Here is a 24,571-nt window from a genome sequence, read left to right as displayed (position 1 = left end):
ATAGCAACATTGAGAGGACTTCTGATGTAAATCAGGCGTCCTCTTTTTTGTTTGCTTGTTACGGGGTTGCGGCTTATAAAATGTTCGACAGCTTGCGGTATTCGCGCGGCGAGATGCCTTCATGGCGGCGGAAAATACGGCTGAAATAATGGATATCGGGGTAGCCAACGCTTTCGCCGATGCTTTCAATCGATAGCCCGGATTCACGCAGCAGCCTTCTCGCCTCCCGGTGGCGGATCGATTGCACGAATTCGCTCGGCGGCATTCCCGCCATTTGCTTAAACAGCTTGGCCATATGGTCGACGCTCAAATTCAGCCGTTTCGCAAGGCTCGTATTCGTCCACCGCTCCGCGGGTGCTTCTTCAATTTGCTTCATGACCTCCAGCAGCTTGTCCCCGTGCAAAGAACCCTGCGCAACGGAGCTTGAAAAGGAGGATCGCAGCAGATAGGTGAGAATTTGCAGCATATACGCTTTGCAGGCGAGCTCATAGCCTGGCGGACGCATCGTAAACTCGTGCACGAGCTGCTCCATGAGCTGGACGCATACGAGGGAAGGCGTATAGACGATGCTTGCCGATAACGGAGCGAGCTGCTCTGCGCAAGCCTCCACCGCAAATTTATCTGCCTGAGCCTCCTCTGTATAGACGACCATATCCGCCTCGGTCTGAACGTCCAGCTCATCGAAAAAATCAAAGTGAATACCGAGAAACCTCGCTTCAGGAGTCGATATAATCTCATTTTGGTGATAGACGCCCGAGGGCAAAAAAATAAGCTGGCCCGCTGTAAGCGTGTAGCGCTGCCCTTGCATATGCGTCGCTGCTTCTCCATGGGTCACATACAGCAGCTCAAAATCATATAGCCTTCGCCTCGGCATAGCCCCCGGCGGCAGGCTTTGAAATTGAGCGTAATGGACGCTTGGCGACCATTCCCGAAAAGGAGCTATCCTTTGCAGTGGGTAGTGTGCAGCTAGGTTGTCCACAGAGTCAACCGCCTTTCCTATATTTGCATGTGCAACAAAACGGATTTGTGCAAATAATCTCTTTTTCGACTAAATAAAAATCTGATTAAATCGGCTATTATAAATGTATTATCACATGTTTGCTAAAGGGTTTCAACATAACGGATTTTGCTAAAAAAGGAGCATGAAGCTGATGGATTCCGCTATAGCTGCCATTGGCGGCAGCTACATTTGCAAGCGGCTTGAGCCCGCTGTGTCTGGCGCTTCATCCGCCTCGCTGGATTGGGGACGTTGTGAGGCGTTGGAGCTGGTAGATACAGTAACGGGCGCGCCGCCACGGGAGCGGACAGAGGTAAGGATAGGCTGGAGTTCGGAGCAATTGCATATCCGTTTCGCATGCAAGGATTCGCATATCGTTTCAGATTTTACGCAGCGGGATGAGCCGCTTTATGAGCAGGATGTTGTCGAGGTGTTTATTGACGAGGAGGGGGAGGGCCGGCGTTATATGGAGCTGGAGGTTAGCCCTCATAACGTCGTATTTGATGCCATCATCGAAAATGACGGCTCAGGCGGCATCAGCTCCTCTGATCTAAAATGGCAATTTTCCCGCCTCCAGACGTCCGTACAATCAGACGGTCAAGGCAGCTTATTGTATTACATTGATATTCCAGCCTCCAATTTCAAGCGTCCATTCGCCCCTGGTTTATCGATGCGGATGAATCTATACCGCATTGATCAAGATGTTCAGGGTATACGCGAGTATCAAGCATGGCGACCTACGCGAGCAGTAAATTTCCATCTGCCGCAGCATTTCGGCAAGCTCATTTTTAATTAAAGTTTTTTAAAAGTTGGGTGAGCAAGGCAAGTGTAGTAAAAGGTTTGGATTTGAGAAGCGGAGCGTTCGTAGGCAATAACGATCGAAAACCAAATCTTTTACGCAGCGCCGATCCTTGTTCACCCAGCTTTTAATCTGAATTTATTTAACAGGAGGTTTCTCAAATGAAAAAAGGGATTAATATTTGGTCATTCAACAGCGACACCACCATCGCCAGCTGCATTCAAACGGCGAAAAAAGCCGGCTTCGACGGCATCGAGCTGTCGCTTAACGGCACAGGCGAGCTGAGCCTCGCGGCAACGGATCAGGAAATTCGCGACATTAAGGCGCGTCTAGAGGAAGCGGAGCTGGAAATCGCGGGCCTAGCAACGGGGCTGTATTGGGATTATGCGATGACGAGCGCGAACCCGGAGACGCAAAGCAAAGCGATAGATATATGCAAAAAACAGCTGGAGCTTGCGGCGGCGCTTGGCGTCGATACGATTTTGGTCATCCCTGGCGCCGTTGGCGTTGATTTTATTCCCGGCAGCGAAGTAACGGATTACGAATATGCGTATAACCGTGCCCAAGAGTCGATTGCGAAGCTCGTTCCTTTTGCCGAAAGCGCGAACGTATCGATTGGCATTGAAAATGTTTGGAATAAATTTCTATTGTCGCCGCTTGAGCTGCGCGGATTTATTGACTCATTCGGCTCCAGCTACGTAGGCTCTTATTTCGATGTCGGAAACGTCGTGCAAAATGGTTATCCAGAGCAGTGGGTACGCATTTTGGGCAACCGGATCAAGAAGGTTCATTTCAAGGATTACCGTCGCCAAGCGGGCGGACTCCATGGCTTTGTCGATCTGCTTGCAGGCGATGTAAACTATCCAGCTGTCATGGAGGCGCTGCAGGCGATCGGCTATGACAATTACGTCACGGCCGAAATGATTCCGCCGTACACGCATCATGCGGAGCAAATTATTTTCAATACTTCCAAAGCGATGGATGCGATTTTGGGCCGCGGAAACGGCTAACTTAATTCGCCAAAAGCTTTTATTTGATAAGGGGGATTCACGATGTTAAAAGTAGGTCTTATCGGATTCGGTTTTATGGGACGCATGCATTTCGACAACTATGTTCGTCTTACAGAAGAGGGCGCGCAAGTAAAACTGGCAGCGATTTGCGATCTGATGATCGAGGAATTGAAAAATGGCAAAGCTTCCGGCAATATGGCGACGGGCCAAGAGGTTTATGATCTATCGCCGTACAACCTGTATGACAGCATTGAGAAAATGCTCGAAAACGAGGAGCTCGACATCATCGACATTACGCTGCCGACTTATTTGCATGCTGAGCTGACCTGCAGGCTGCTGGAAAAGGGGCTGCATGTGCTCTGCGAGAAGCCGGTAGCTGGAAATTCCGCTGATGGCTGGAAAATGGTGCAAGCAGCTGAGCGCACAGGCAAAACGCTAATGATCGGCCAATGCTTGCGCTTCTGGCCAGCCTATGAATATTTGAAATCCGTTGTGGAGGATAACCGTTTTGGCGCGGTAACGGGCGGTTATTTCTTCAGAGGCTCTGCCGCCCCTAAAGGCTGGTTCCTTGACGGCAGCAAGAGCGGCGGGGCTGTACTGGATATGCATATCCATGATACCGACATGATCCACTGGCTGTTTGGCAAGCCGGAGCAAGTCTCGACGCTCGCTCGCAACGTCATTCCAGGCAGCGGCTACGATACGGTATCAACAAATTACGTCTACCCGGACGGCAAAGTGCTGAATGCGCAAGCAGACTGGACGCTCGAAGGCGATTTCGGCTTTGCGATGACGTATCGCGTCAATTTTGAAGGCGGCAATCTGCTGTTTGAGAACGGACAGGTTAAAGTGAATCCCAACAACGAGCCGGGCTTTGTAGCTGATCTATCGCCGGACATGGGCTATTACCGCCAAATCAAATATTTCCTTGAATCGGTAAACGCAGGTACACCCGTATCCGTCTGTATGCCGGAAAGCGCTGTAGGCACATTGGAAATTATTGAAGCAGAGCTTCGCTCGGCTGATGAGCGCGGCGCGTTAATCCGCTTGTAAGCATGCATTTGGAGACATGTCAGCTAGCTTGAAGGCGCATGAAAACATAGGCTAGCCCCTTTCGCTATAAACAATGGCGGGAAGGGGCTATTTTTATAATAATCGTTCGTTTTGTGAAAAATATCACATAACAGCGGATCAATGTTGTTTATACTGTTGGTGAGTACGATGAAAGCTGTACAGGGAGGCGTTTGCAATGGGAATCATACGGCAGAAGCTTGTGCTGATTGGCAATGGGATGGCGGGGATAAACACGCTGGAGCATATACTCAAGCTGTCCCCGGAGCAATATGACATCACGGTATTCGGCAGCGAGCCGCATCCAAACTATAACCGGATCATGCTTTCTTATGTATTGGAAGGCAGCAAAACGATGGACGATATTATTTTAAACAGCTGGGCCTGGTATGAGGAGCATCAGATTACGCTGCATACGGGAACAACCATAACATCTATTGATACGCAGCAAAAAATCGTTTTTGCGGACAATGGGCTGTTCGCAGCCTATGACCGTCTAATTATAGCAACAGGCTCGAATCCCATTATACTGCCCGTTCCTGGGCATCAGAAGCAGGGCGTCGTAGGCTTCCGCGACATGGCGGATTGCAGCGTCATGCTGGAGACAGCGAAGCAATATCGCAATGCGGCCGTTATTGGCGGCGGGCTGCTTGGATTGGAAGCTGCCAAGGGCTTGCTCAATTTGGGCATGAATGTGACGGTCATCCATTTGATGGCGGATTTAATGGAGCGCCAGCTTGACCCGAGCGCTTCGGCGATGCTGAAGGCGGAGCTGGAGCGGCAGGGACTGCATTTTCTCATGGAAAAGCAGACGGCGGAAATTTATGGCGGCGAGCGAGTTGAGGGGCTGACCTTCAGCGATGGAACGAAGCTGGAATCGGATTTTATCGTCATGGCAGCGGGCATACGGCCTAATACGGCTTTAGCTAGCGCGAGCGGCATTGAAGTGAAGCGAGGCATCGTTGTCGATGATTACATGCAAACGTCGGCGGAAGGCGTGTACGCTGTTGGCGAATGCGCCGAGCACCGCGGCATTTGCTATGGCTTGGTTGCCCCGCTGTTTGAGCAGGGGGCCGTACTCGCGAAGCAGCTATGCGGCGTGCAAACGAAGCCTTACGAGGGGACGCAATTGTCGACGAAGCTGAAAATTTCGGGCGTAGATGTATTTTCGACTGGCGTATTCTTGGATCAGCCAGAGCTGACGGTTATTCGCAAGCAGGATGACTGGAAACAGCAATATAAGAAGCTGCTGCTTAAGGGCGATACAATCGTTGGCGGTGTGCTTTATGGCGATGTCAGCGATTCGAGCCGAATTCAGCAGTGGGTGCGCGAAGGTGCGGCGATGACGGACGCTATTTATGCGGAGCTGATGGGAACGGCCGGCACTGCGCTGTCAGCCGCTGATCGCGTAGCGCAAATGGCCGACGATGAAATCGTATGCGGCTGCAACGGCGTATCGAAGGGGAGCATCGTAAAGGCGATTAAGGACAACTCGCTCACCACGGTTGATGAGGTTAAGGCATGCACTGGGGCTGGGCGTTCGTGCGGCGGCTGTGTGCCGACGGTTAGCCATTTGCTGCAATATGTGCTAGGAGACGAATATGCTGGGCAGAAAACCAAGACTGGCATTTGTGGCTGCACCGACCTGAGCCGCGATGAGATCGTAGCTGCGATAAAAGAGAAGCATTTGACGACTGTGAAAGAGGTCATGCATGTACTAGAGTGGCATCATTCGGAGGGTTGCTCAAAATGCCGTCCAGCGGTCAATTATTACTTGGGGATGCTGTGGCCGCAAGAGCATGAGGACGAGAAGGATTCGCGCTTCGTCAATGAGCGGATGAACGCCAACATTCAGAAGGATGGCACCTACACCGTCGTGCCGCGAATGTACGGCGGCGTGACGACGCCGGAGGATTTGAAGAAAATTGCCGATGTGGCCGTGAAATATGAGGTGAAAATGGTCAAAGTGACCGGAGGCCAGCGGCTTGATTTAATTGGGGTCGCGAAAGAGGATTTGCCGCTCGTATGGAAAGAGCTGGATATGCCTTCGGGCTATGCGTATGCGAAGGCGCTGCGCACAGTGAAAACCTGCGTCGGCCAGCAATTTTGCCGCTTCGGTACGCAGGATTCGATCGGCATGGGCATTCGGCTGGAAAAAACGTTCGAGCGGATCGATATGCCCGCCAAGTTCAAAATGGCCGTGAACGGCTGTCCGCGCAACTGCGCGGAGTCGTGTACGAAAGATATCGGCATCGTCGGCAATGACGGCGGCTGGGAAATGTTCGTTGGCGGCAATGGCGGAATCAAGCCGCGCATCGCCGAACTGCTGTGCAAAGTGAAAACGGATGAAGAGCTTGTGCAGATGGTGGGCGCTTTTACCCAATATTATCGGTTGACGGCGAACTATTTGGAGCGCACCTCGGAGTGGGTGGAGCGTTTGGGCATTGAGACGATTAAAGCAGAAGTCGTTGACAATATGGACCGCCGCCGCGAGCTGTATCAGGATATTTTAGCCCTGCTAGCCGAGCTTCAGGAGCCGTGGAGCGCAGCGCTAGAGGAGCAGGGGGAAAGCAGCTATCTGTTCGAAGCCATTCAATTGAAATAGGAGAGGAGCAGCCAAATGACTGCACAGGTAAACAACGATTTGACCTATATTAAAATCGGCACGCTTGAAGATTTTCGCGAACGGATGGGGCGGGTCATCCGCTTGAACGAGAAGGAAATTGTTGTGTTTCGTACAACGGACGGCACCTTGTATGCCCTGGACAATCGCAGTCCTCATCGCAGGGGAGGCCCACTCGCGGAAGGCATGGTATCGGGACATTTTGTACTGGACCCGCTATACGATTGGAAGATCGCACTGGATACCGGGCAGGTGCAGGCGCCTGATACTGGCATGGTGCCAACTTATCCTTTGAAGATAGAAGGCGAGGATGTACAACTGGGGCTAACGCTGGAGCAAGCGGGCCAGCTGGCACTGGAACGATAGAAGCTCGTATTATAAGCGAATAAAGGAGGTTTATCTATTGAATACGGCAACGGTTAACAAGGAAGGCGGTCAAGGCAAGAAGGGTTTTGGCGAATGTGCTTGCTGCAGCGGCAACCATCTATTGCATGCGCTTTTGGAGCAGAAGGAGAGGCAGGACGTCGGCATTCAGCCGGAGAAGCTGAAACCGGAAGATTGGAGCAAGCAGTCCATTGCCGGGATGGTGCGCCAGCTTATGTTCGGCTATCATCTGTTTCTCAGAGCCGAGCTGCCGCTGCTGCATGAACTGACCACGCTTATTACGAGCGTTCATGGCAGCGAGCACCGCCAGCTGATTGAGCTGCAGCAGCGCTTTCATGCTTTAAAGGTTTTGCTGGAGCAGCATTTGATCGACGAGGAGGAATGCTTTTTCCCGCTCATTCTGAAATATGAGCGGCGCCATTCCGCTACCGCGTTCAGGCAGGCGAAGCAAATGGTCGAGAAGCTTGAAGGCGACCATAGGCGTATCGGCAATATGCTGCTGCATCTTAGGCTGGCTTCGGCGCATTATGTGCTGCCGGATGATGCGTGTGAGGCTTTCGCTTATACGTACACGAGGCTGAAGCAGCTGGAAGCGAAGCTGCTGGAGCATATCCGGCTGGAAAATCATTATTTATTTTATAGATTGTGATAATATTCACATTTTAAAAAAGAACCCGGTTTTATACTGAAGCTATAAAGGATATGGGAGGCGAAGAAGATGGCTGTCAATCAAACCGATCGCATTAAAGTGGCAGAATCTGCGGGCGCTTGGCGGGGCTTTGCAGCAGGCAAGTGGCAGGAACGCATTGATGTAAAGGATTTTCTGGATCATAACATTCAGCCTTATACTGGCAATGAGGAATTTTTGGCGGGAGCCACCGAGGCTACTGGCGAGCTTTGGCAAAAAATCCAGCAGCTCGTCAAGCAGGAGCGGGCGAACGGCGGTGTGCTGGATATTGACCTGCATACGGTTTCCAGCATTACCGCCCATGCGCCCGGCTACATTGACCAGAAGAAGGAGCAGATTGTCGGGCTGCAAACCGACGCGCCATTGAAGCGTTCCATTCAGCCATTCGGCGGCATCAAAATGGTCGTAGATGCTTGCGAGGCCTACGGCTTCGAGCTTCCTGGCGAAATGGTCAAAATGTTTACCGAGGTTCGCAAAACCCATAACCAAGGCGTATTCGACGCCTATACATCAGAGATGCGGGCAGCGCGCAAAGCGGGCATTATTACAGGGCTGCCGGATGCTTACGGACGCGGCAGAATCATTGGCGATTACCGCCGGGTAGCCTTATATGGGGCCGATCGTCTCATCGCCGGGAAGAAGCAGGAGCTGCTGCTGCTGGAAACAGGCACGATGACGGAGGATACGATTCGCGACCGGGAGGAAATTTCCGAGCAAATCCGCTCGCTGCAGGAGCTTAAGCAGATGAGCCTTGCCTACGGCTGCAACATCTCCCGTCCGGCAGCTACGGCGAAGGAAGCGTTCCAATGGCTGTACTTTGCTTATCTGGGGGCGATTAAGGAGCAGAATGGCGCGGCGATGAGCCTTGGGCGCGTCTCCAGCTTTCTCGATATTTATATCGAGCGCGATCGGCTGGAAGGAAGGCTGACGGAGGAGCAGGCACAGGAGCTGATGGATCATTTTGTCATGAAGCTGCGGATCGTGAAGTTTTTGCGGACGCCAGACTATAATGAGCTGTTCAGCGGTGACCCTACCTGGGTGACAGAGTCGATTGGCGGCATGGCGGTCAATGGCCAGACTAGGGTGACGCGCAGCTCCTTCCGTATTCTTCATACCCTATATAATTTAGGGCCGGCACCGGAGCCGAATTTGACCGTACTGTGGTCAGCAAGCCTGCCGGAAGCGTTCAAAAAATATTGCGCCAAGGTGTCGATAGAAACGAGCTCGATTCAATATGAAAATGATGACATTATGCGCCCGCAGTTCGGCGATGATTATGGCATTGCCTGCTGCGTCTCTGCGATGCGAATCGGCAAGCAGATGCAATTTTTCGGAGCGCGGGCGAATTTGGCAAAGGCGCTGCTCTATGCTATCAATGGCGGCGTGGATGAGGTTTCTGGTGCGCAGGTTGGGCCGGCATTTGCTCCAATCACGAGCGATTTGCGCCTCGATTATAAAGAGGTAATGGGCAAATACGACGCCATGCTGGAATGGCTGGCTGGTCTCTACATGAACACGCTGAACATTATCCATTACATGCATGACAAATATGCGTATGAGCGGCTGGAAATGGCGCTGCATGACCGCGAAATTTTGCGTACAATGGCATGCGGCATTGCGGGCTTGTCTGTTGTGGCGGACAGCTTGAGTGCGATCAAGCATGCGGTTGTTATACCGATTCGCAATGAAAATGGCATCGTTGTCGATTTTGACATTCAGGGCGAATATCCGATGTACGGCAACAATGACGAGCGGGTAGACCGGATCGCCGTGCAGCTGACCGAAACGTTTATGAATAAGCTGCGCAAGCATCGCACTTACCGCGGCGCATTGCCAACGATGTCGGTGCTGACGATTACATCGAACGTCGTGTATGGAAAGAAAACGGGCAGCACGCCGGATGGCAGAAAAGCTGGAGAGCCTTTTGCCCCGGGCGCTAATCCGATGCATGGCAGAGACCGCAAGGGGGCGCTTGCTTCGCTTGCATCCGTTGCCAAAATTCCGTACGAGGATTGTCTCGACGGCATTTCCAATACGTTCTCGATCATTCCGAAGGCGCTCGGCAAGGAGCCGCAGACACGCATTAACAATCTGGTGTCGCTGCTCGACGGTTATGCGGACAGCTCCGGCCATCATTTGAACGTTAATGTGTTTGAACGGGAGCAGCTGCTTGATGCGATGGAGCATCCGGAAAATTATCCGCAGCTGACGATTCGCGTATCGGGCTATGCCGTCAACTTTATTAAGCTGACCCGCGAGCAGCAGCTCGATGTCATAAACCGTACGTTCCACGGCGCAGTATAGAAAGGAGGCCCTAAGCATGCTAGGCAGAATCCATTCCTTTGATACGTTTGGAACCGTCGATGGACCGGGCATCCGCTTCGTGCTTTTTATGCAGGGCTGCGCGCTGCAATGCCAGTTTTGCCACAACCCGGATACTTGGGATACAGGAGCGGGTAAACAGGTGAAGGTCGACGATATTTTGCGGGAAATAGAGCCTTATGTGCCGTATTATCGCCGCTCCGGCGGCGGCATTACGGTTACGGGCGGAGAGCCGACGCTGCAAGCGCCATTCGTAACCGAGCTGTTCAAAGCGTGCAAGCAGCGCTGGGGACTGCATACGGCGCTTGATTCCTCCGGGTTTTGTGAACCGCATCACGCCGAGCCGCTTATGGCGGTTACCGATTTGGTGCTGTTGGATTTGAAAATGATTGATTCCGCCAAGCACGAGCAGTTGACCAGCCGTCCAAATGAGCGGATTTTGCGTTTCGCAGCTGCTTTGAGCTCGTGGAAGCAGCCGGTATGGATTCGGCATGTGCTCATTCCGCAGGTGACCGATGGCGGCGACGATTTGCGCGCGCTTGGCGCTTATATTAGCGGGCTTCAAGCGGTTGAGAAGTTTGAGATTTTGCCCTACCACCGAATGGGCGTCTACAAGTGGCAGCAGCTCGGACGGGAATATCCGCTGGAGGGCGTTCCGAGCCCGACGGAGCAGGAGATCGCGCGGGCATACCGCCTCGTGCAGGAGGGCGGTGTCCATGCCGCCTCGCAAATACTAGAAGTAGCGAGCATAGAAAAGAAGCAGCCTGTCAGCCGATTGCTCGGCTGATGAGCTGCTTCTTTTTTTCTTTAAATGGCTATGTGACCTTAGCGATTGCAGCATAAAAAGCCCGAAAGGCGAGCACTAATTCCATAGTGCCTATCTTTCGGGCTTCAATTCTTCTATTCAGCGTTCAGCTAATCTGCTTTATTCGTGTCCTGCTCCTCATTAAACCATAGAGGATCCTCGCAATCGACTTCACCGTTATAGTTAATGAGCAGTTCTTCTCCTGCCTTAATATCGGAAAAGGCAAAAAAGTCTACCGTCAAATTGTCAAAATTAAGCTCATAGAACGTGTTCGGCGTATAGGAGTGATTAAACAGCATGCCGTAGCCAAGCAAAAGAGCGGAATGATTCGCGCCATATTCGAAGGCATAGTCGCCAATAATCGTTTTCTCAATATGGACATGCTCCTCGTTGTCGTAAGGAATAACCGGTGCTTCGTGAATAAGCGCGCCCTCGGCGATGTCCTGGGTGGCGAATACGCCGCGGTTCAGCTCGCCATTGCTGAGCTGGGAAGTACGAATTTCAATCATGAAAGTATCCTCTGTCCACTAAATCATATAATGGAATTCTTTTTCTCAACATTATAGCCCGCTTTCGCTGCAAATAGCAATGCCGCTGTTTCCTGCCCATACAAGGGCGCCCAGCAGGAGGTGCTATACGGAGGGTACTATAAAAACATGGTACTATTGCAGACAAGCATCCTCTTGTATAGTTGAGTTAGACATATATGGCAAACATACATACTGCTGTTTCCCCTCTTAATATAGGTCTATCATTATAAGGAACATTCGCCAGGAGCAGGGAGGTGACTTGACGCCATGAACAGAGCTTTGACAAAGCAGCAGGAACTGCAGCATAAAGCCGCTGTGCTCAAGCAATATGAGGTTTATGGTTATCAGGTCGCCTGCTATGTGCTGGAGGATGAAGCGCTGGCGGCTCAGGCAGTGATGCAGGCTTTTAAACAATTGTTTCAGGATGGGCCGTTTTTCGAGCAGCCACACCTTGTGCAAAAGCAGCAAATGAAACGAGCCGTCATGAAGCAATCCTTGCTTAGCAAATCCGCTGCTTTGCTTCAATAAAAAACCTCCGAAATCCCTTAAACAGGCGAATTTCGGAGGTTTTTTGGTTCGGCTGGCTAGCAGCGAATTAGTTTGCAGTAACTTTCAGGCGGATCATATTCCATGAAGCTTTGCCCAGTACGGCGCTAACTTGACCGCCATCGACTTTGGCTGTGCCATTGTTATGCGGCAGAACTTGATTAGGGCGAGCTTTCGTATTACAAGCCTTAATATCGTCATTCTCCAGCACGACATGCTCAATTAGGCTGACCGCGCCGAAGCTGCGAACATCAACATCCAAATCAAGCGATTCCTTCAAATGACGGTTGACAGCGAAAATTGTAATTTCGCCTTGTTCTTCATTGTGAACGCTGATCGCTTCCAAATAAGGCACATCAGTGAAATCCTTCGAATCGTATTTAGGCGATGAAGTAATGGGTTGAAGCACGGTGCCTCTTCCATACAGCGAAGCGTGCTTGTAAGGGAAATACGTCGTTTGCAGCCAAAGCGGACCGCCATTTTCCGTCATAATCGGAGCGATAACGTTAATGAGCTGGGCCAGGCAGGCAATTTTCACCCGGTCTGCATGCTTAAGCAGCGTAATGACGAAGCAGCCGACAGCAAGCGCATCCTCAAGCGTATATACATCTTCAAATTCCGGCGGTGCAATATGCCAGCGCTCCTCTGCACGGCTTGTGCCGATGGAGTTCCATACATTCCACTCATCGAGCGACAGCATGAGCTTCTTCTTGCTGCGCTTCTTCGCTTTCATGTAATCTGCAATCGCGGTTACGCTGTAAATGAATTGATCCATATCGAGCGATTTCGCAAGGAAGTTTTCCGAGTTGTTTTCATTGTTGTTGTAATACGTATGCAGCGACAGGTAGTCGACCTGATCATAGGTCAAATCCAGTACAGTCGCTTCCCAATCGGCAAATGTGCTCATGCCGCTCGACGAGCTGCCGCAGGCAACAAGCTCGATCGATGGATCAACCCAGCGCATGACTTTAGCTGTTTCATTCGCAAGCCTTCCGTATTCGACTGCTGTTTTGGCACCGATCTGCCAAGGGCCGTCCATTTCATTGCCGAGGCACCACGTTTTGAACTTATGCGGTTCTTTGTAGCCATGAGAAATACGCAGATCGCTATAATAGGAGCCGGATGGATGATTGCAATATTCGACGAGATTGCGGGCCGCATCGACGCCGCGTGTGCCGAGATTGACTGCCATCATGACTTCGGAGCCTACGAGCTTCGCCCAATCGGCGAATTCGTTAGTGCCGACCTCATTCGTTTCGGTCGTCCACCAAGCCAGCTCAAGCAGACGCTTGCGCTCTTCTTTCGGGCCAACGCCATCTTCCCAATTGTAGCCAGAGACGAAATTTCCGCCCGGATAGCGTATAATAGGAACGTTCAGCGCTTGAATCGCTTCGAGCGCATCGCGGCGGAAGCCATTTTCATCGGCAGTCGGATGCCCTGGCTCATAAATGCCGCCGTATACGGCACGTCCCAGATGCTCGATGAATGATCCATATAGACGCGGGTCAACCTCGGCAATTTTAAAATGTTTATCAATAAGCATCGTTGATTTCAAAGACATATTGGTAAAACCTCCTGTTTAATGAATTAGCCAAAAACTGAATTCATATACTTGCTATCTCCTTATATTTTTAACATAATGAATAAATACAAGCAATAAATAAGGTCCGTAATAATGAAGGATTAGCTAAATTGATAATCCTGTAAATAGGATGTGACAGAATGTACTTAACGACGAATGCGGAATCGCTTCGGGTATATGAGGCGCTGGCAAGCGAGGTTCGCCTGCAAATTATCGATTTGCTGGACGAGCGGGAGCGGCATATTAAGGAGCTGGCAGCCGAGCTTTTTTTGAGCAGCGCAATTGTCAGCACCCATGTGAACAAGCTTCAGCAGGCTGGCATTGTGACCAGCAAAATGAAACGGGTAGGCGGCGGCACCTATAAATATTGCTCGCTGTCAGCGGAATATTTGCAAATCAGGCTGTCGAGGCCAAACGATCAGAAGCGGAAAAACATTGAAACGATGCTCCCAGTCGGCCATTATACCGATGTAGCCGCCTTTCCGACCTGCGGCATTGCAACTACGGAAAAGCTGATCGGGCAATATGATAACCCGAAATATTTTTTGGACCCGGAGCGAATGAATGCCGGCATTTTATGGTTTGCCAGAGGGTATGTCGAGTATAAGGTGCCCAATCATCTTTTTGTTGATCAACGGGTTCAGGAATTGGAAATATCATTGGAAATTGGTTCGGAAGCGCCGCAAATTAATGAAAATTGGCCGTCAGATATCCGTTTTTTCATCAATGGCTTGTATGTAGGCGAGTGGACGAGTCCAGGCGATTTTGGACGTGTGCGCGGGAGGCTGTCTCCAGACTGGTGGCGTGGCGACGTGAATCAATATGGCTTATTGAAGGTGCTGCGCCTGAATGAGAACGGCACCTTCATTGATGGCTTGCAAATATCAGAGCTGACCATTCATGATCTGGATTGGGAAAGCCCGTTTTTGACGCTGCGCATCAGCGCGGAGGAAAGTGTGCCGGGCAGGGGAGGACTAACCTTGTACGGCAAGGGGTTTGGCAATTACAATCAGGATATAAGAATTCGCACCTATTATGAATAAGCCCCAGACACTTCAAAGGGAATAGCAAGATGATAATGGAGGGATCGTAATGGCGCCTTTTTGCCGCGTGCTCATTGTAGACGATGAACTATTAGTCAGGCAAGGCATCAAGCATTTATTGAATTGGGAAAAGGAAGGCTTTCAAATCGTAGGCGAGGCTGCAAGCGGAACGGAAGCTTTGGAGCTGATTCAGCAGCTGGAGCCGCATATCGTCATAACGGATATCGTCATGCCTGTCATGGATGGCGCGGAGCTGACTCGGATCGTTAAAGCGAGATTTCCGGAAATCGAAGTCATTGTGCTCAGCAGCTTTGGGGAATTCGATTATGTCAGATCAACCTTTCAAAGCGGCGTTGCCGATTATATATTGAAGCCTAAGCTGGAGGCGACCCATCTGCTTGAGGTTTTGAAGCGCACCGCGCAGCGAATTCCTTCATTGAAGCTGGAGCTTGCCCCCACGGATAAAAATACAACGGTCCAGGTGCTGCTGGATATGCTGATGGATGGGTTTGGCGTAGAGCTTGATGAGGAAGATGCAACTTTTCCTTACGATAGCTTTCGAATGCTAGGTGCAGAGTGCAAGCCGTCTGGAGACAAAAATGCGGTGCTCGCCACAGCCGAGCTGCTGAAAAAAAGAATGCAGGCGGAGCTCGACGTTTCGCTGGAGCAGTCGGTCTATTTTCCACTTAGGTCGGAGGCGGGACGCGTCGTGCTGTTCATTAATATGAACGAGCAGGAGAGCCCGCAGCTTGCTGCCGCCGCACGCAGGCTTGACGAGTGGACAAGCGAGCAGAAGCTTGAGGCGAGATGGACGCTGGGCGAGCCGTTCAGCAATTATACCGAGGTGGGGGATCATTTCAAGCTTCATTTTCTCAAAATGAGCGATTACCGCTTTTTTCTAGCTGACCCGGATCGTTTGCTTATTGCAGGGGAACTGCCCTATATGCCGCCTGTAGAGGATAAGTTTGATTTGCCGCGTTTTTCCGAGCAGCTGAGCAAGCAGCAGTTTGAGAGCGCTTTTAGCGAACTGCTCGCCTATGTGCAGGGCGCTTCGCATTTTTATAAGAAGGATGTATTTGAGTTTAAATCGTTCCTTAGCAATGTTATTTTTAATATGACGATTGTATTGGGCCGTCTGGAGGTGGATGCATCGCACCTAGAGGAGGCAAAATACCGCTACTTCAAGGAAATTGGCGATGCAGCGCATATAAGCGAAGCGATTGTTTTAATGGAAGCATTCGTGAGCGATGCGGAGGCTGTGCTGGCAACTCGAAAGCAAGGAGCTGGCAATCCGAATATGGCGATGCTGCTTGCCTATATTGGCGAGCATTATGCTGAGCCGCTTAGCCTGACGGAGCTGGCGAAGCATTTTCATTTTAACCCGTCGTATTTGTCTACGTATTTCAGTGCGCATAATAATGAGGGCTTTAGCGAATATTTGAACAAAATCCGGGTGGAGAAAGCAGCGGAGCTGCTGCTTGCCGATACGGCGTCCATTTCGGAAATCAGCGGCATGGTAGGGTACTCGGATCACAGCTATTTTACAAAAGTGTTTAAAAAAATAACGGGCTTGTCGCCCAGCCATTACCGCAAACAATATGTCAACCAGAAAAGGGACTAATGCATGAAGGCGTTTTTAGCAAAATTTAAATATCACGGCTTGTTTATTAAAATGTTTACCGTCACCTTAGTCAGCATCATTTCCGTTTCGCTGCTTACTACGCTTGTGATGATGCAGATGTCGCAGCGTCTGTTCATGGATACGTTCAGCATTACGAATGGAAAAATCATTAATCAGGTCCAGACCAATTTCGAGTCGTTCAGCTATTCCATTGTGACCGCGACCAATGATGTGCAGCAAAGCGGAACACTCAAGTCGTTTCTGAAGGAGCCCGATCAGAGCACCGCTCAGTCGCTGAAAAGATATTATGAAGCCAATACGCAGATGAAGCGGATTCAATCGAACGTTTCCGCTTATTCGGTGAACATTACGATAACGGGCATTAATGGCCGCAGCCATTCGTCTGACAGCACCTATTGGCCTCGCTCTATTGAAAAGCTTCGCAGCAGCGAGCTTACGAAGCATGCTTTGCAGGAGCCGCGGCGTATTTTATATGAGCTGGATCAGGAAAGCATGAAGGCTGGAGACAGCTCAAATGCGGTTGTTGTAGCCTCGAAAACGCTGCTGGAGCGGACGAGCGGCCAGCCTTACGGCCAGCTTTATTTTGCCATAAAAGAGAAGGATTTTCGGAAGTTTTATACGAGCTTCACGAGCATCGGTAATGATGTTGTAATCATTAATAAAGCGGGCATGATCGTTTCGAGCAACCAGGAGCAGCTTGTAGGGACAACGGTACCAGAGCTTTTGACCTATGCCAAGAAAATTGAAGAGCAGCAGCTGGACGTTATGGATACAACGGCATTGGGAAAAAGCAGCCTCGTGCTGTCGAAATATTTGCCGACCTATGACTTTTATTTGGTGAACTTGATTGATAAGCAGCAGGTCATGAGCCAAATGGTTGATTTCAAAATGGTTGCCCTCATCTCCCTTGCGATCGTACTGCTGGCGCTCATTATCGTCTTTGTGATTTCAAGGCGGCTAACGAGGTCGCTTACGCTGCTGGCGCGGCAAATTTCTAGAGTGACGAAAAATGATTTCAACAATTATACGTCGGTAACCGGAAGCTACGAAATTAAGCAATTGGGCAATGCCTACAACTATATGCTGGATGAGCTGAACGATTACATTAAGCGGCTTATTCAGACGCAAAAGGATCAGCGCAATGCCGAGCTGTCTGCCCTGCAAATGCAGATCAATCCTCATTTTCTGTATAATACGCTGGCGTCGATTAAAATTTTGGTGCAGCAGGGCAACAAGGACAAGGCTGCGGACACGATAAACGCACTGATTTCCTTGCTGCAAAATACAGTGAGCAACATAAGCGAGACGATTCCGGTTTCGCAGGAGCTCGTCAACCTGAAAAATTACGTATTTATTAACCATGTGCGTTATGGCGAGCAGATACGGGTCAATTATTTTGCGGACAAGGACTGTATGGGGGCGCATTTGCCGAAGCTGGTCATCCAGCCATTTATGGAAAATGCCTTTTTCCATGCCTTTCATGAGCGCAGCGAAGGTTATATTTATGTACTCATCTCCCGTGAGGGCGATTCGCTCATTTGTGAGGTCGTTGACAACGGCGTCGGCATTAGCGGGCTTGGTAAAGCGGGTGATAATTTAGGAGCAGCTGAGACAGATCGTGAGCGCGGCGTGCATTCGGCCAGCCATTTTTTCTCGGGCATTGGCATTCGCAATGTGCATGACCGTCTGATGCTGCTTTATGGCGAAGGCTACGGGGTGACGATAGTCAGCGATCCGGGCCAAGGGACACGCGTGAAAATCAAGCTTCCGTTGTTGTTTGAGTAATGGGGAATTTTAAAACAGTGGCTGTCAGGTTAAACCTGCATGAGCCGCTGTTTTTTTATTGAGCAGCCTTAAATTGTCGAAGTCAGTATAATAGTAGCCCTTGAAGCACAAAATTCAATTAAATCATTTTCAATATGAAGGATGGTGACTGGGAAATAAGAAATAAGAAATAGGAAATCAGCCTCATTGACACACTCAATCCAGTGCTTGGAAGAAAATCCTTGATCTTTCCAAATGACGCCTAAATATATTACCAATAAGCAAATTAATTACTATTGGTAAAAAATCACTGTTGTACATCAAATAAAAGAATGACAAATCCCTATAAAGATATTGCTATCGAATGCAATAAACAGATTGTTATAATGAATAACGTTAGCCGGCAAACGCTTTCAGTTACGCAGACAATAAAAAAGGGGTTGGGTTCAGTGAAAAAAATGCTTGCCATCCTATTGGCCAGCTTCGTGCTGCTCACAGCATGTTCAGCTAAAACAAATGATTCTACAAACACAGGCAGCGGAGAAGCTACAAAAGAACTTACCGTTTGGGCTTGGGACAAAACGTTTAACATCGGCGCTATGGAGCGTGCGGGTGAGGCTTATGCCGCTAAGCACCCTGATGCAGGCGTAAAACTTAACATTGTTGAAAATGCACAAGCTGACATTATCCAAAAGCTGAATGCAGGTCTTAACTCGGGCACAACAAAAGGTCTTCCAACCATTATTTTGATTGAAGATTACCGTGCGCAAAGCTTCTTGCAAGCTTACCCGGATGCTTTCTTTGACCTAACGGATTACATCAAACCGGCAGACTTTGCCGATTACAAAATCGGGCCGACAAGCCTTGATGGCAAACAATACGGCGTACCATTCGACTCCGGTGTAACTGGTCTTTATGTAAGAACAGACTACTTGGAGCAAGCTGGCTACAAAGTAGCTGATCTGCAAGAGCTGGACTGGAACCAATTGATCGAAATCGGCAAAGCAGTAAAAGCTAAAACAGGCAAACAACTGCTGACACAGGATCCTAACGATCTTGGCCTGATTCGTATGATGATTCAATCCGCTGGCTCGTGGTATTTGAAAGATGACGGCGTAACGCCGGATCTGGCAGGCAACCCGGCTTTGAAAGAAGCGTTTGAAACGTACAAGAAACTGATGGAAGCGGACATTGTAAAAGTGACTTCCGACTGGAGCCAGTTTGTAGGCGCGTTTAACAGCGGCGAAGTAGCAAGCGTTCCAACGGGCAACTGGATTACCGCTTCGGTTAAAGCAGAAGCATCCCAGTCCGGCAAATGGGCGGTTGTACCGTTCCCTAAACTGGCGAACAACGCTGATTCCGTTCGCGCTTCGAACCTTGGCGGCAGCTCGTGGTATGTAATGAACGTTGATGGCAAGGAAGCGGCAGCTGAATTTTTGAAAGAAACATTCGGTTCCGATGTGGATCTGTACCAGAAGCTTGCTACAGATATCGGCGCAATCGGCACACTGAAAGCAGCAGCTGACGGCGAAGCTTACAAAGCAGCTGACGATTTCTTCGGCGGACAAAAAGTTGTAGCTGATTTTGCAAAATGGACAGCTGAAATTCCAAGAGTTAACTACGGTATGCATACGTATGCAATCGAGGACATTCTTGTTGTAGAAATGCAAAACTTCATGGGCGGCAAAGCAATCGATCAAGTATTGGCTGATGCTCAAGCTCAAGCAGAAACACAAGTTAAATAAATTCGACCATACGGCAGATGAATAAAATCTTGGGCGATCACAAGCCCTCGCCAGAAAAGCTCGTGCTTGGATGGGCGGGGGCGGCGATTGCCCCGAGATTTTATTTCCGTGAAGAAAGGGGTTAGGCTTTCGTGAAATCAGCGCAGCCTGGCATAAAAATTCGTAATCGAGCTAACTTGACGGGATGGCTGTTCGTCATCGTTGCCGTCGTGCTAATCGCATCCTTTTATTTTTACCCAATGATTCAAGCGCTTCTTCTCTCGTTCAAATCCGGCAAAGGGATGAACCTCCACTACGTTGGTTTTGACAACTACATTCGTCTATTCAGTGATCAGACGTTCCGTGTGGCGTTAAAGAATACATTTATTTATCTGATCATTCAAGTACCGGTTATGATTGTGCTGGCCATGTTTATTTCCGTACTGCTCAATGACAGCAAGCTGAAGCTGAAGGGCTTTTTCCGCACAGCGATATTCCTGCCGGCGGTTACTTCACTTGTTGCCTACTCGGTTATATTTAAATACTTATTCGCAGGCGACGGCCTTGTGAACCAATTGCTGCTCAAGCTGCATCTGATTGGCACGCCTATTCAATGGATCACAGATCCATTTTGGGCTAAAATTACGGTTATTATTGCCATTACATGGCGCTGGACAGGCTACAATATGATTTTCTACTTATCAGCTCTGCAAAATATTGACCATTCGATTTATGAGGCTGCCAAAATCGACGGAGCTTCTTCGACGAGACAGTTTTTCGGCATTACGATGCCTTTGCTGAAGCCTATTATTTTATTTACATCCATTACATCGACTATCGGTACACTGCAGCTGTTCGACGAGGTTGTGAACATTACGAAGGGTGGTCCGGGCAACGCGTCTATGTCCATCTCCCAGTACATTTACAATCTGTCCTTCAAATATTCCGCAGACTTCGGATATGCAGCAACGGTGTCTTATTCTATCGTAATTATGATTATTATTTTGGCATTTGTTCAGTTTAAAGCGGCAGGTGATAAAAATGGATAAGCTAAAACGGGTATCGGTTTATATTTTTCTCAGCGTCGCAGCGTTCATTTCCATTTTCCCGTTTCTGTGGATGATCGTCAGCGCGACGAACAGCTCCTCAGATGTAACGCAGGGCAGACTGCTTCCAGGCAGCAAGCTTATTGAAAATATTAATAACTTGTTCAGCTCGGTTGACATTGTGCCGGCGCTCATGAACTCGGCTAAAATTTCGATCTCGACGACGCTGCTGGCGATGCTGATTGCTTCGCTTGCAGGGTACGGCTTTGAAATTTATAAAAGCAAGGCGAAGGACATCGTCTTCACGATTTTGCTGCTGTCGATGATGATTCCGTTCGCGGCGATTATGGTTCCGCTGTATCAAATGTTCGCGGGAATATCGAGCAGCGTTCCGTTTTTAGGGCTTGATACCCTATCGGGCGTCGTGCTGCCGACGATGACGACAGCGTTTCTCATCTTCTTTTTCCGTCAAAACACTAAAATGTTCCCGAAAGAGCTGCTTGAAGCAGGCCGTATTGATGGCTTGAACGAGCTGGCCTTGTTCTTCCGCATTTATGTGCCGACGATGAAGACGACGTATGCGGCAGCGGGAATTATTACGTTTATGTCGAGCTGGAACAACTACTTGTGGCCGCTTATCGTGCTGCAATCGCCAGACAAGCGTACGATTCCAATGCTGATCTCTAATTTGGGCTCCAGCTACACGCCAGATTACGGCATGATTATGATGGCAATTGTGATTTCGACGATTCCGACAGCGCTTGTGTTCTTCCTGATGCAAAGACATTTTGTAGCGGGTATGACCGGTTCGGTCAAATAATGATTTCGATTGTAAAATAAGCAAGGGATAGGCGGCTGCATGCCATGCATGCAGCCGCCTGACTTATCATCTACGTTATGGAGGAATTATTTTATGACTACTACAAAGCCGAGCCTCGACTGGCTAACTGATGTAAGTGTATTTGCTGTTAACCGAGTGCCAGCTCATTCCGATCACCGTTATTATGAAACTGCAGCAGAGGCGGAGGCAGATGGCGGCATGAAGCTGCGCTACAGCCTGAATGGCAGCTGGAAGTTCAACTATGCCGTAAGACCTGCAGATCGTCCGGTTGCTTTTTACGAACAAAATTTTAATAGCGACAGCTGGGGCGCAATAGAGGTGCCAGGCCATATTCAGCTTCAAGGCTTTGGCAAGCCGCAATATGTAAATACAATGTATCCATGGGATGGACATCATGAGCTGCGCCCGCCGGCTATTTCGGAAAATGACAATCCGGTGGGAAGCTATGTGAAGCATTTTAACGTGCCACAAAACATGCTTGGCAAGCCCGTATATATTTCCTTCCAAGGCGTAGAATCTGCCTTCTATGTTTGGCTGAACGGAAAGTTCGTTGGCTATAGCGAGGATAGCTTTACACCGGCCGAATTTGATTTGACTCCTTATTTGCTGGAAGGTGAAAACAGGCTGGCCGTTGAGGTTTATCAGCGCAGCACGGGAAGCTGGCTCGAGGATCAAGATTTTTGGCGTTTTTCTGGTATTTTCCGCGATGTGTATTTGTATACCGTTCCAGCAATCCATGTTCGTGATCTGTTTGTAAAAACAGAGCTGGATGCGGCTTATAAGCAAGGCAAGCTATTGGTGGACTTGAAGCTGAGCGGTGCAGTTGACAGCGCAAGCATCAAGCTTGTCCTAAAGGATGCAGATGGACAGGCGGTTGTGGCTGGAGCTGCTGAGGCAACGGAAGCTGGGGTATGGACGGCGTCGCTTGATGCTGGAGCAGTGTCGCTGTGGAATGCGGAAAATCCGTATTTATATAAATTGTATGTAGAAGTTTATAATGCGGCAGGCGAACTTCTTGAAGTGGTTCCGCAGCGCGTAGGCTTCCGCAAATTCGAGATGATCGACAAAGTGATGCATATCAACGGCAAACGAATTGTTTTCAAAGGCGTTAACCGCCATGAATTTAATCCTCGCAGAGGACGTGCCATTACGGCAGGCGATATGCTGTGGGATATTAAGACGATGAAGCAAAACAATTTGAATGCGGTTCGCACCTCCCATTACCCGAACCAATCGTTATGGTATGAGCTGTGTGACGTGTATGGATTGTATGTCATTGACGAGATGAATTTGGAAACGCATGGCTCATGGCAAAAAATGGGCGCTGTGGAGCCGTCGTGGAACGTTCCTGCGAATAAGCTGGAATGGCAGGATATCGTCATGGATCGGGCGATTTCTATGGTCGAGCGGGACAAAAACCATCCGTCCATCTTAATCTGGTCGGTCGGCAATGAAGCTTATGCAGGCGAGGTGCTGCTGAACGTATCGAACTATTTCCGCAGCGCTGACCCTAGCCGCCTCGTTCATTATGAAGGTGTATTCCATAATCGCGACTATGACGCCACGAGCGACATGGAAAGCCGCATGTATGCGAAGCCGGCAGATATCGAGCTTTATTTGAACGATAATCCGCAAAAGCCGTACATCAGCTGCGAGTACATGCATGCAATGGGCAACTCGGTTGGCGGCATGCACAAATATACAGAGCTTGAGCAAAAATATGCGTTGTACCAAGGCGGCTTTATTTGGGATTACATTGATCAGGTCATTGTGAAAAAAGACCGCTTCGGCAAGGAATTCCTCGCTTATGGCGGCGACTTCGACGACCGTGCGACCGATTATAATTTTTGTACGAACGGTATCGTCTATGCCGATCGCAAAGTATCGCCGAAAATGCAGGAAGTGAAGTTCCTTTATCAGAACATTAAGCTGTTTCCTGACCGCGAAGGCGTGAAAATCGTCAATGAAAACCTGTTTGAAGGAACAGATGCTTATGAGCTGGTCATTAAGCTGCATCTAGAGGGTGCTGAAATTTTCCGCAGCGTAAGCGAAGTTCAAGTAGCTGCACAAAGCGAAGCTTATATTCCGGTCGTTCTTCCAGCGGCAGAGCAAGCAGGCGAATATGTTATTCATGCGTCCTTGCAGCTGAAAGCAAGCACGCTTTGGGCGGATGCAGGACATGAGCTGTCGTTTGGACAATTCGTATTTTTAGTGGAGCAAAAGGTAGCAGCTTCGCTTCCGGCAGGAGAACTGCGCGTCGTAGAAGGCGATGTCAACATTGGTGTGCATGGCCGCGATTTCAGCATTATGTTCTCGAAGCAGGCGGGCACGCTGACCTCGGTCAACTATTCGGGCAAAGAGATGATTGCACTGCCACCAGCTCCATTGTTCTGGCGGGCAACGACGGATAATGACAAAGGTTTTTCACTTGGCTTTGATTCCGGCATATGGTTTGCTGCCAGCTTAACACGCAAATGCATTAGCGTTGTTTTGACCGAGCAGGAGGGAACGGCAACGGTAACGTTCCAATATCGCCTTAGCATTAGTGCCGATGTATTGGTGACAGTAGCCTATACGGTGCTGGGTGACGGAAGCGTGCAGGTGAAATCGCGTTATGAGGGAGCGGCGAACTTGCCGAAGCTGCCGATTTTCGCTCTTTCGTTCAAGGTGCCTGCTGATTATCAGCATCTGGACTGGTATGCAATGGGTCCGGATGAAAACTACATTGACCGTGCGTTTGGGGCGCGTCTTGGCGAATTCCAAAACGTTGCCGCAGATAATGTATCCGGTTATGTTGTGCCGCAAGAGTCGGGCAATCGTACAGGTGTCCGTCGTGTAAGCATTACGAATGATCTCGGACGAGGCATTCGCATTTCAGCGCCGGCAACTCAGCCTGTAGAATGCAACATTGCGCCTTATACTGCATTTGAGCTGGAGAGCGCGCAGCATCACCATGAGCTTCCGAACGTTCATTATACAGTCGTGACGGTAGCAGGCAGACAAATGGGTGTCGGCGGTGACGACAGCTGGGGCGCTCCTGTCCACGATGAATATTTGATCCCAGCGGATCAGGAGCTGGCTTTTGAGTTCCTTATCAGCCGGGTATAAGCGTTAAAGTAAAGAGCAGTTTGTGCTTGAATGGCTGTACAACGAG

19 protein-coding genes are annotated in these 24,571 nt (G+C 49.6%); 16 read left to right on the top strand and 3 right to left on the bottom strand.

Annotated elements, in window-relative coordinates; all coding sequences use genetic code 11:
- Positions 1–73 precede the first annotated feature (73 nt).
- Positions 74–979, bottom strand: coding sequence for an AraC family transcriptional regulator (locus AC50Y5_RS16425; protein ID WP_494862127.1), 906 nt, complete (start codon positions 977–979; stop codon positions 74–76).
- A gap of 172 nt (positions 980–1,151) precedes the next feature.
- Here AC50Y5_RS16425 and AC50Y5_RS16420 point away from each other — a divergent pair, with 172 nt between their 5' ends.
- The 8 genes from AC50Y5_RS16420 to pflA all read left to right on the top strand — a co-directional run bounded on the left by AC50Y5_RS16420 (position 1,152) and on the right by pflA (position 10,681).
- Positions 1,152–1,793: a carbohydrate-binding family 9-like protein gene (locus AC50Y5_RS16420; RefSeq protein WP_494862125.1), complete on the top strand. Its 642-nt coding sequence runs from the start codon at positions 1,152–1,154 to the stop codon at positions 1,791–1,793.
- A 164-nt stretch (positions 1,794–1,957) separates the two neighbouring features.
- On the top strand, positions 1,958–2,806 hold the full coding sequence (locus tag AC50Y5_RS16415) for a sugar phosphate isomerase/epimerase family protein (protein ID WP_494862123.1): 849 nt from the start codon (positions 1,958–1,960) through the stop codon (positions 2,804–2,806).
- A gap of 42 nt (positions 2,807–2,848) precedes the next feature.
- Positions 2,849–3,859 (top strand): Gfo/Idh/MocA family protein, encoded by a 1,011-nt coding sequence (locus AC50Y5_RS16410; RefSeq protein WP_494862119.1) that lies wholly within the window; start codon positions 2,849–2,851, stop codon positions 3,857–3,859.
- A 196-nt stretch (positions 3,860–4,055) separates the two neighbouring features.
- Positions 4,056–6,482, top strand: a complete 2,427-nt coding sequence (gene nirB, locus AC50Y5_RS16405; protein ID WP_056042021.1) for a nitrite reductase large subunit NirB — start codon at positions 4,056–4,058, stop codon at positions 6,480–6,482.
- Positions 6,483–6,497: 15 nt separating this feature from the next.
- Complete coding sequence (nirD, locus tag AC50Y5_RS16400) at positions 6,498–6,866, top strand: nitrite reductase small subunit NirD (protein ID WP_056042020.1); 369 nt, start codon at positions 6,498–6,500, stop codon at positions 6,864–6,866.
- Positions 6,867–6,903: 37 nt separating this feature from the next.
- Entirely contained in the window at positions 6,904–7,533 is a 630-nt protein-coding gene (locus tag AC50Y5_RS16395) for a hemerythrin domain-containing protein (protein WP_494862114.1), read from the top strand.
- A gap of 69 nt (positions 7,534–7,602) precedes the next feature.
- Positions 7,603–9,876, top strand: a complete 2,274-nt coding sequence (gene pflB / locus AC50Y5_RS16390; protein WP_056042016.1) for a formate C-acetyltransferase — start codon at positions 7,603–7,605, stop codon at positions 9,874–9,876.
- 16 nt (positions 9,877–9,892) lie between these two features.
- A complete protein-coding gene (gene pflA, locus AC50Y5_RS16385; RefSeq protein WP_494862111.1) occupies positions 9,893–10,681 on the top strand; it encodes a pyruvate formate-lyase-activating protein in 789 nt (262 codons plus the stop codon).
- Positions 10,682–10,809: 128 nt separating this feature from the next.
- Here the strand turns inward: pflA and AC50Y5_RS16380 are convergent, their stop codons facing one another.
- On the bottom strand, positions 10,810–11,208 hold the full coding sequence (locus tag AC50Y5_RS16380) for an SET domain-containing protein (protein WP_056042012.1): 399 nt from the start codon (positions 11,206–11,208) through the stop codon (positions 10,810–10,812).
- A 288-nt stretch (positions 11,209–11,496) separates the two neighbouring features.
- Here AC50Y5_RS16380 and AC50Y5_RS16375 point away from each other — a divergent pair, with 288 nt between their 5' ends.
- Positions 11,497–11,757, top strand: coding sequence for a hypothetical protein (locus AC50Y5_RS16375; RefSeq protein WP_494862109.1), 261 nt, complete (start codon positions 11,497–11,499; stop codon positions 11,755–11,757).
- Positions 11,758–11,824: 67 nt separating this feature from the next.
- Here the strand turns inward: AC50Y5_RS16375 and arfA are convergent, their stop codons facing one another.
- Positions 11,825–13,336 carry an arabinosylfuranosidase ArfA gene (gene arfA / locus AC50Y5_RS16370; protein WP_099521075.1) on the bottom strand — a complete coding sequence of 504 codons (1,512 nt, stop codon included), beginning with the start codon at positions 13,334–13,336 and terminating at the stop codon, positions 11,825–11,827.
- Positions 13,337–13,497: 161 nt separating this feature from the next.
- Between arfA and AC50Y5_RS16365 the strand changes: the two genes are divergently transcribed.
- The 7 genes from AC50Y5_RS16365 to lacZ all read left to right on the top strand — a co-directional run bounded on the left by AC50Y5_RS16365 (position 13,498) and on the right by lacZ (position 24,525).
- Positions 13,498–14,400: an ArsR/SmtB family transcription factor gene (locus AC50Y5_RS16365; protein WP_056042007.1), complete on the top strand. Its 903-nt coding sequence runs from the start codon at positions 13,498–13,500 to the stop codon at positions 14,398–14,400.
- A 49-nt stretch (positions 14,401–14,449) separates the two neighbouring features.
- Positions 14,450–16,021, top strand: coding sequence for a response regulator (locus AC50Y5_RS16360; RefSeq protein WP_494862106.1), 1,572 nt, complete (start codon positions 14,450–14,452; stop codon positions 16,019–16,021).
- A gap of 3 nt (positions 16,022–16,024) precedes the next feature.
- Positions 16,025–17,827, top strand: coding sequence for a sensor histidine kinase (locus AC50Y5_RS16355; protein ID WP_494862104.1), 1,803 nt, complete (start codon positions 16,025–16,027; stop codon positions 17,825–17,827).
- Positions 17,828–18,255: 428 nt separating this feature from the next.
- Positions 18,256–19,551, top strand: coding sequence for an ABC transporter substrate-binding protein (locus AC50Y5_RS16350; RefSeq protein WP_056042002.1), 1,296 nt, complete (start codon positions 18,256–18,258; stop codon positions 19,549–19,551).
- A 131-nt stretch (positions 19,552–19,682) separates the two neighbouring features.
- Positions 19,683–20,579 (top strand): carbohydrate ABC transporter permease, encoded by an 897-nt coding sequence (locus AC50Y5_RS16345; RefSeq protein ID WP_046233756.1) that lies wholly within the window; start codon positions 19,683–19,685, stop codon positions 20,577–20,579.
- Complete coding sequence (locus tag AC50Y5_RS16340; RefSeq protein ID WP_046233755.1) at positions 20,572–21,396, top strand: carbohydrate ABC transporter permease; 825 nt, start codon at positions 20,572–20,574, stop codon at positions 21,394–21,396. Before AC50Y5_RS16345 ends, AC50Y5_RS16340 begins: the two co-directional genes overlap by 8 nt.
- 93 nt (positions 21,397–21,489) lie before the next feature.
- Entirely contained in the window at positions 21,490–24,525 is a 3,036-nt protein-coding gene (lacZ, locus tag AC50Y5_RS16335) for a beta-galactosidase, LacZ type (RefSeq protein WP_494862101.1), read from the top strand.
- Positions 24,526–24,571: the final 46 nt, after the last annotated feature.

This window comes from Paenibacillus sp. JT22N7, assembly GCF_059383875.1.
The sequence above is the reverse complement of the archived record's forward strand: the minus strand, read 5'-3'. Positions and strand labels throughout refer to the sequence as shown.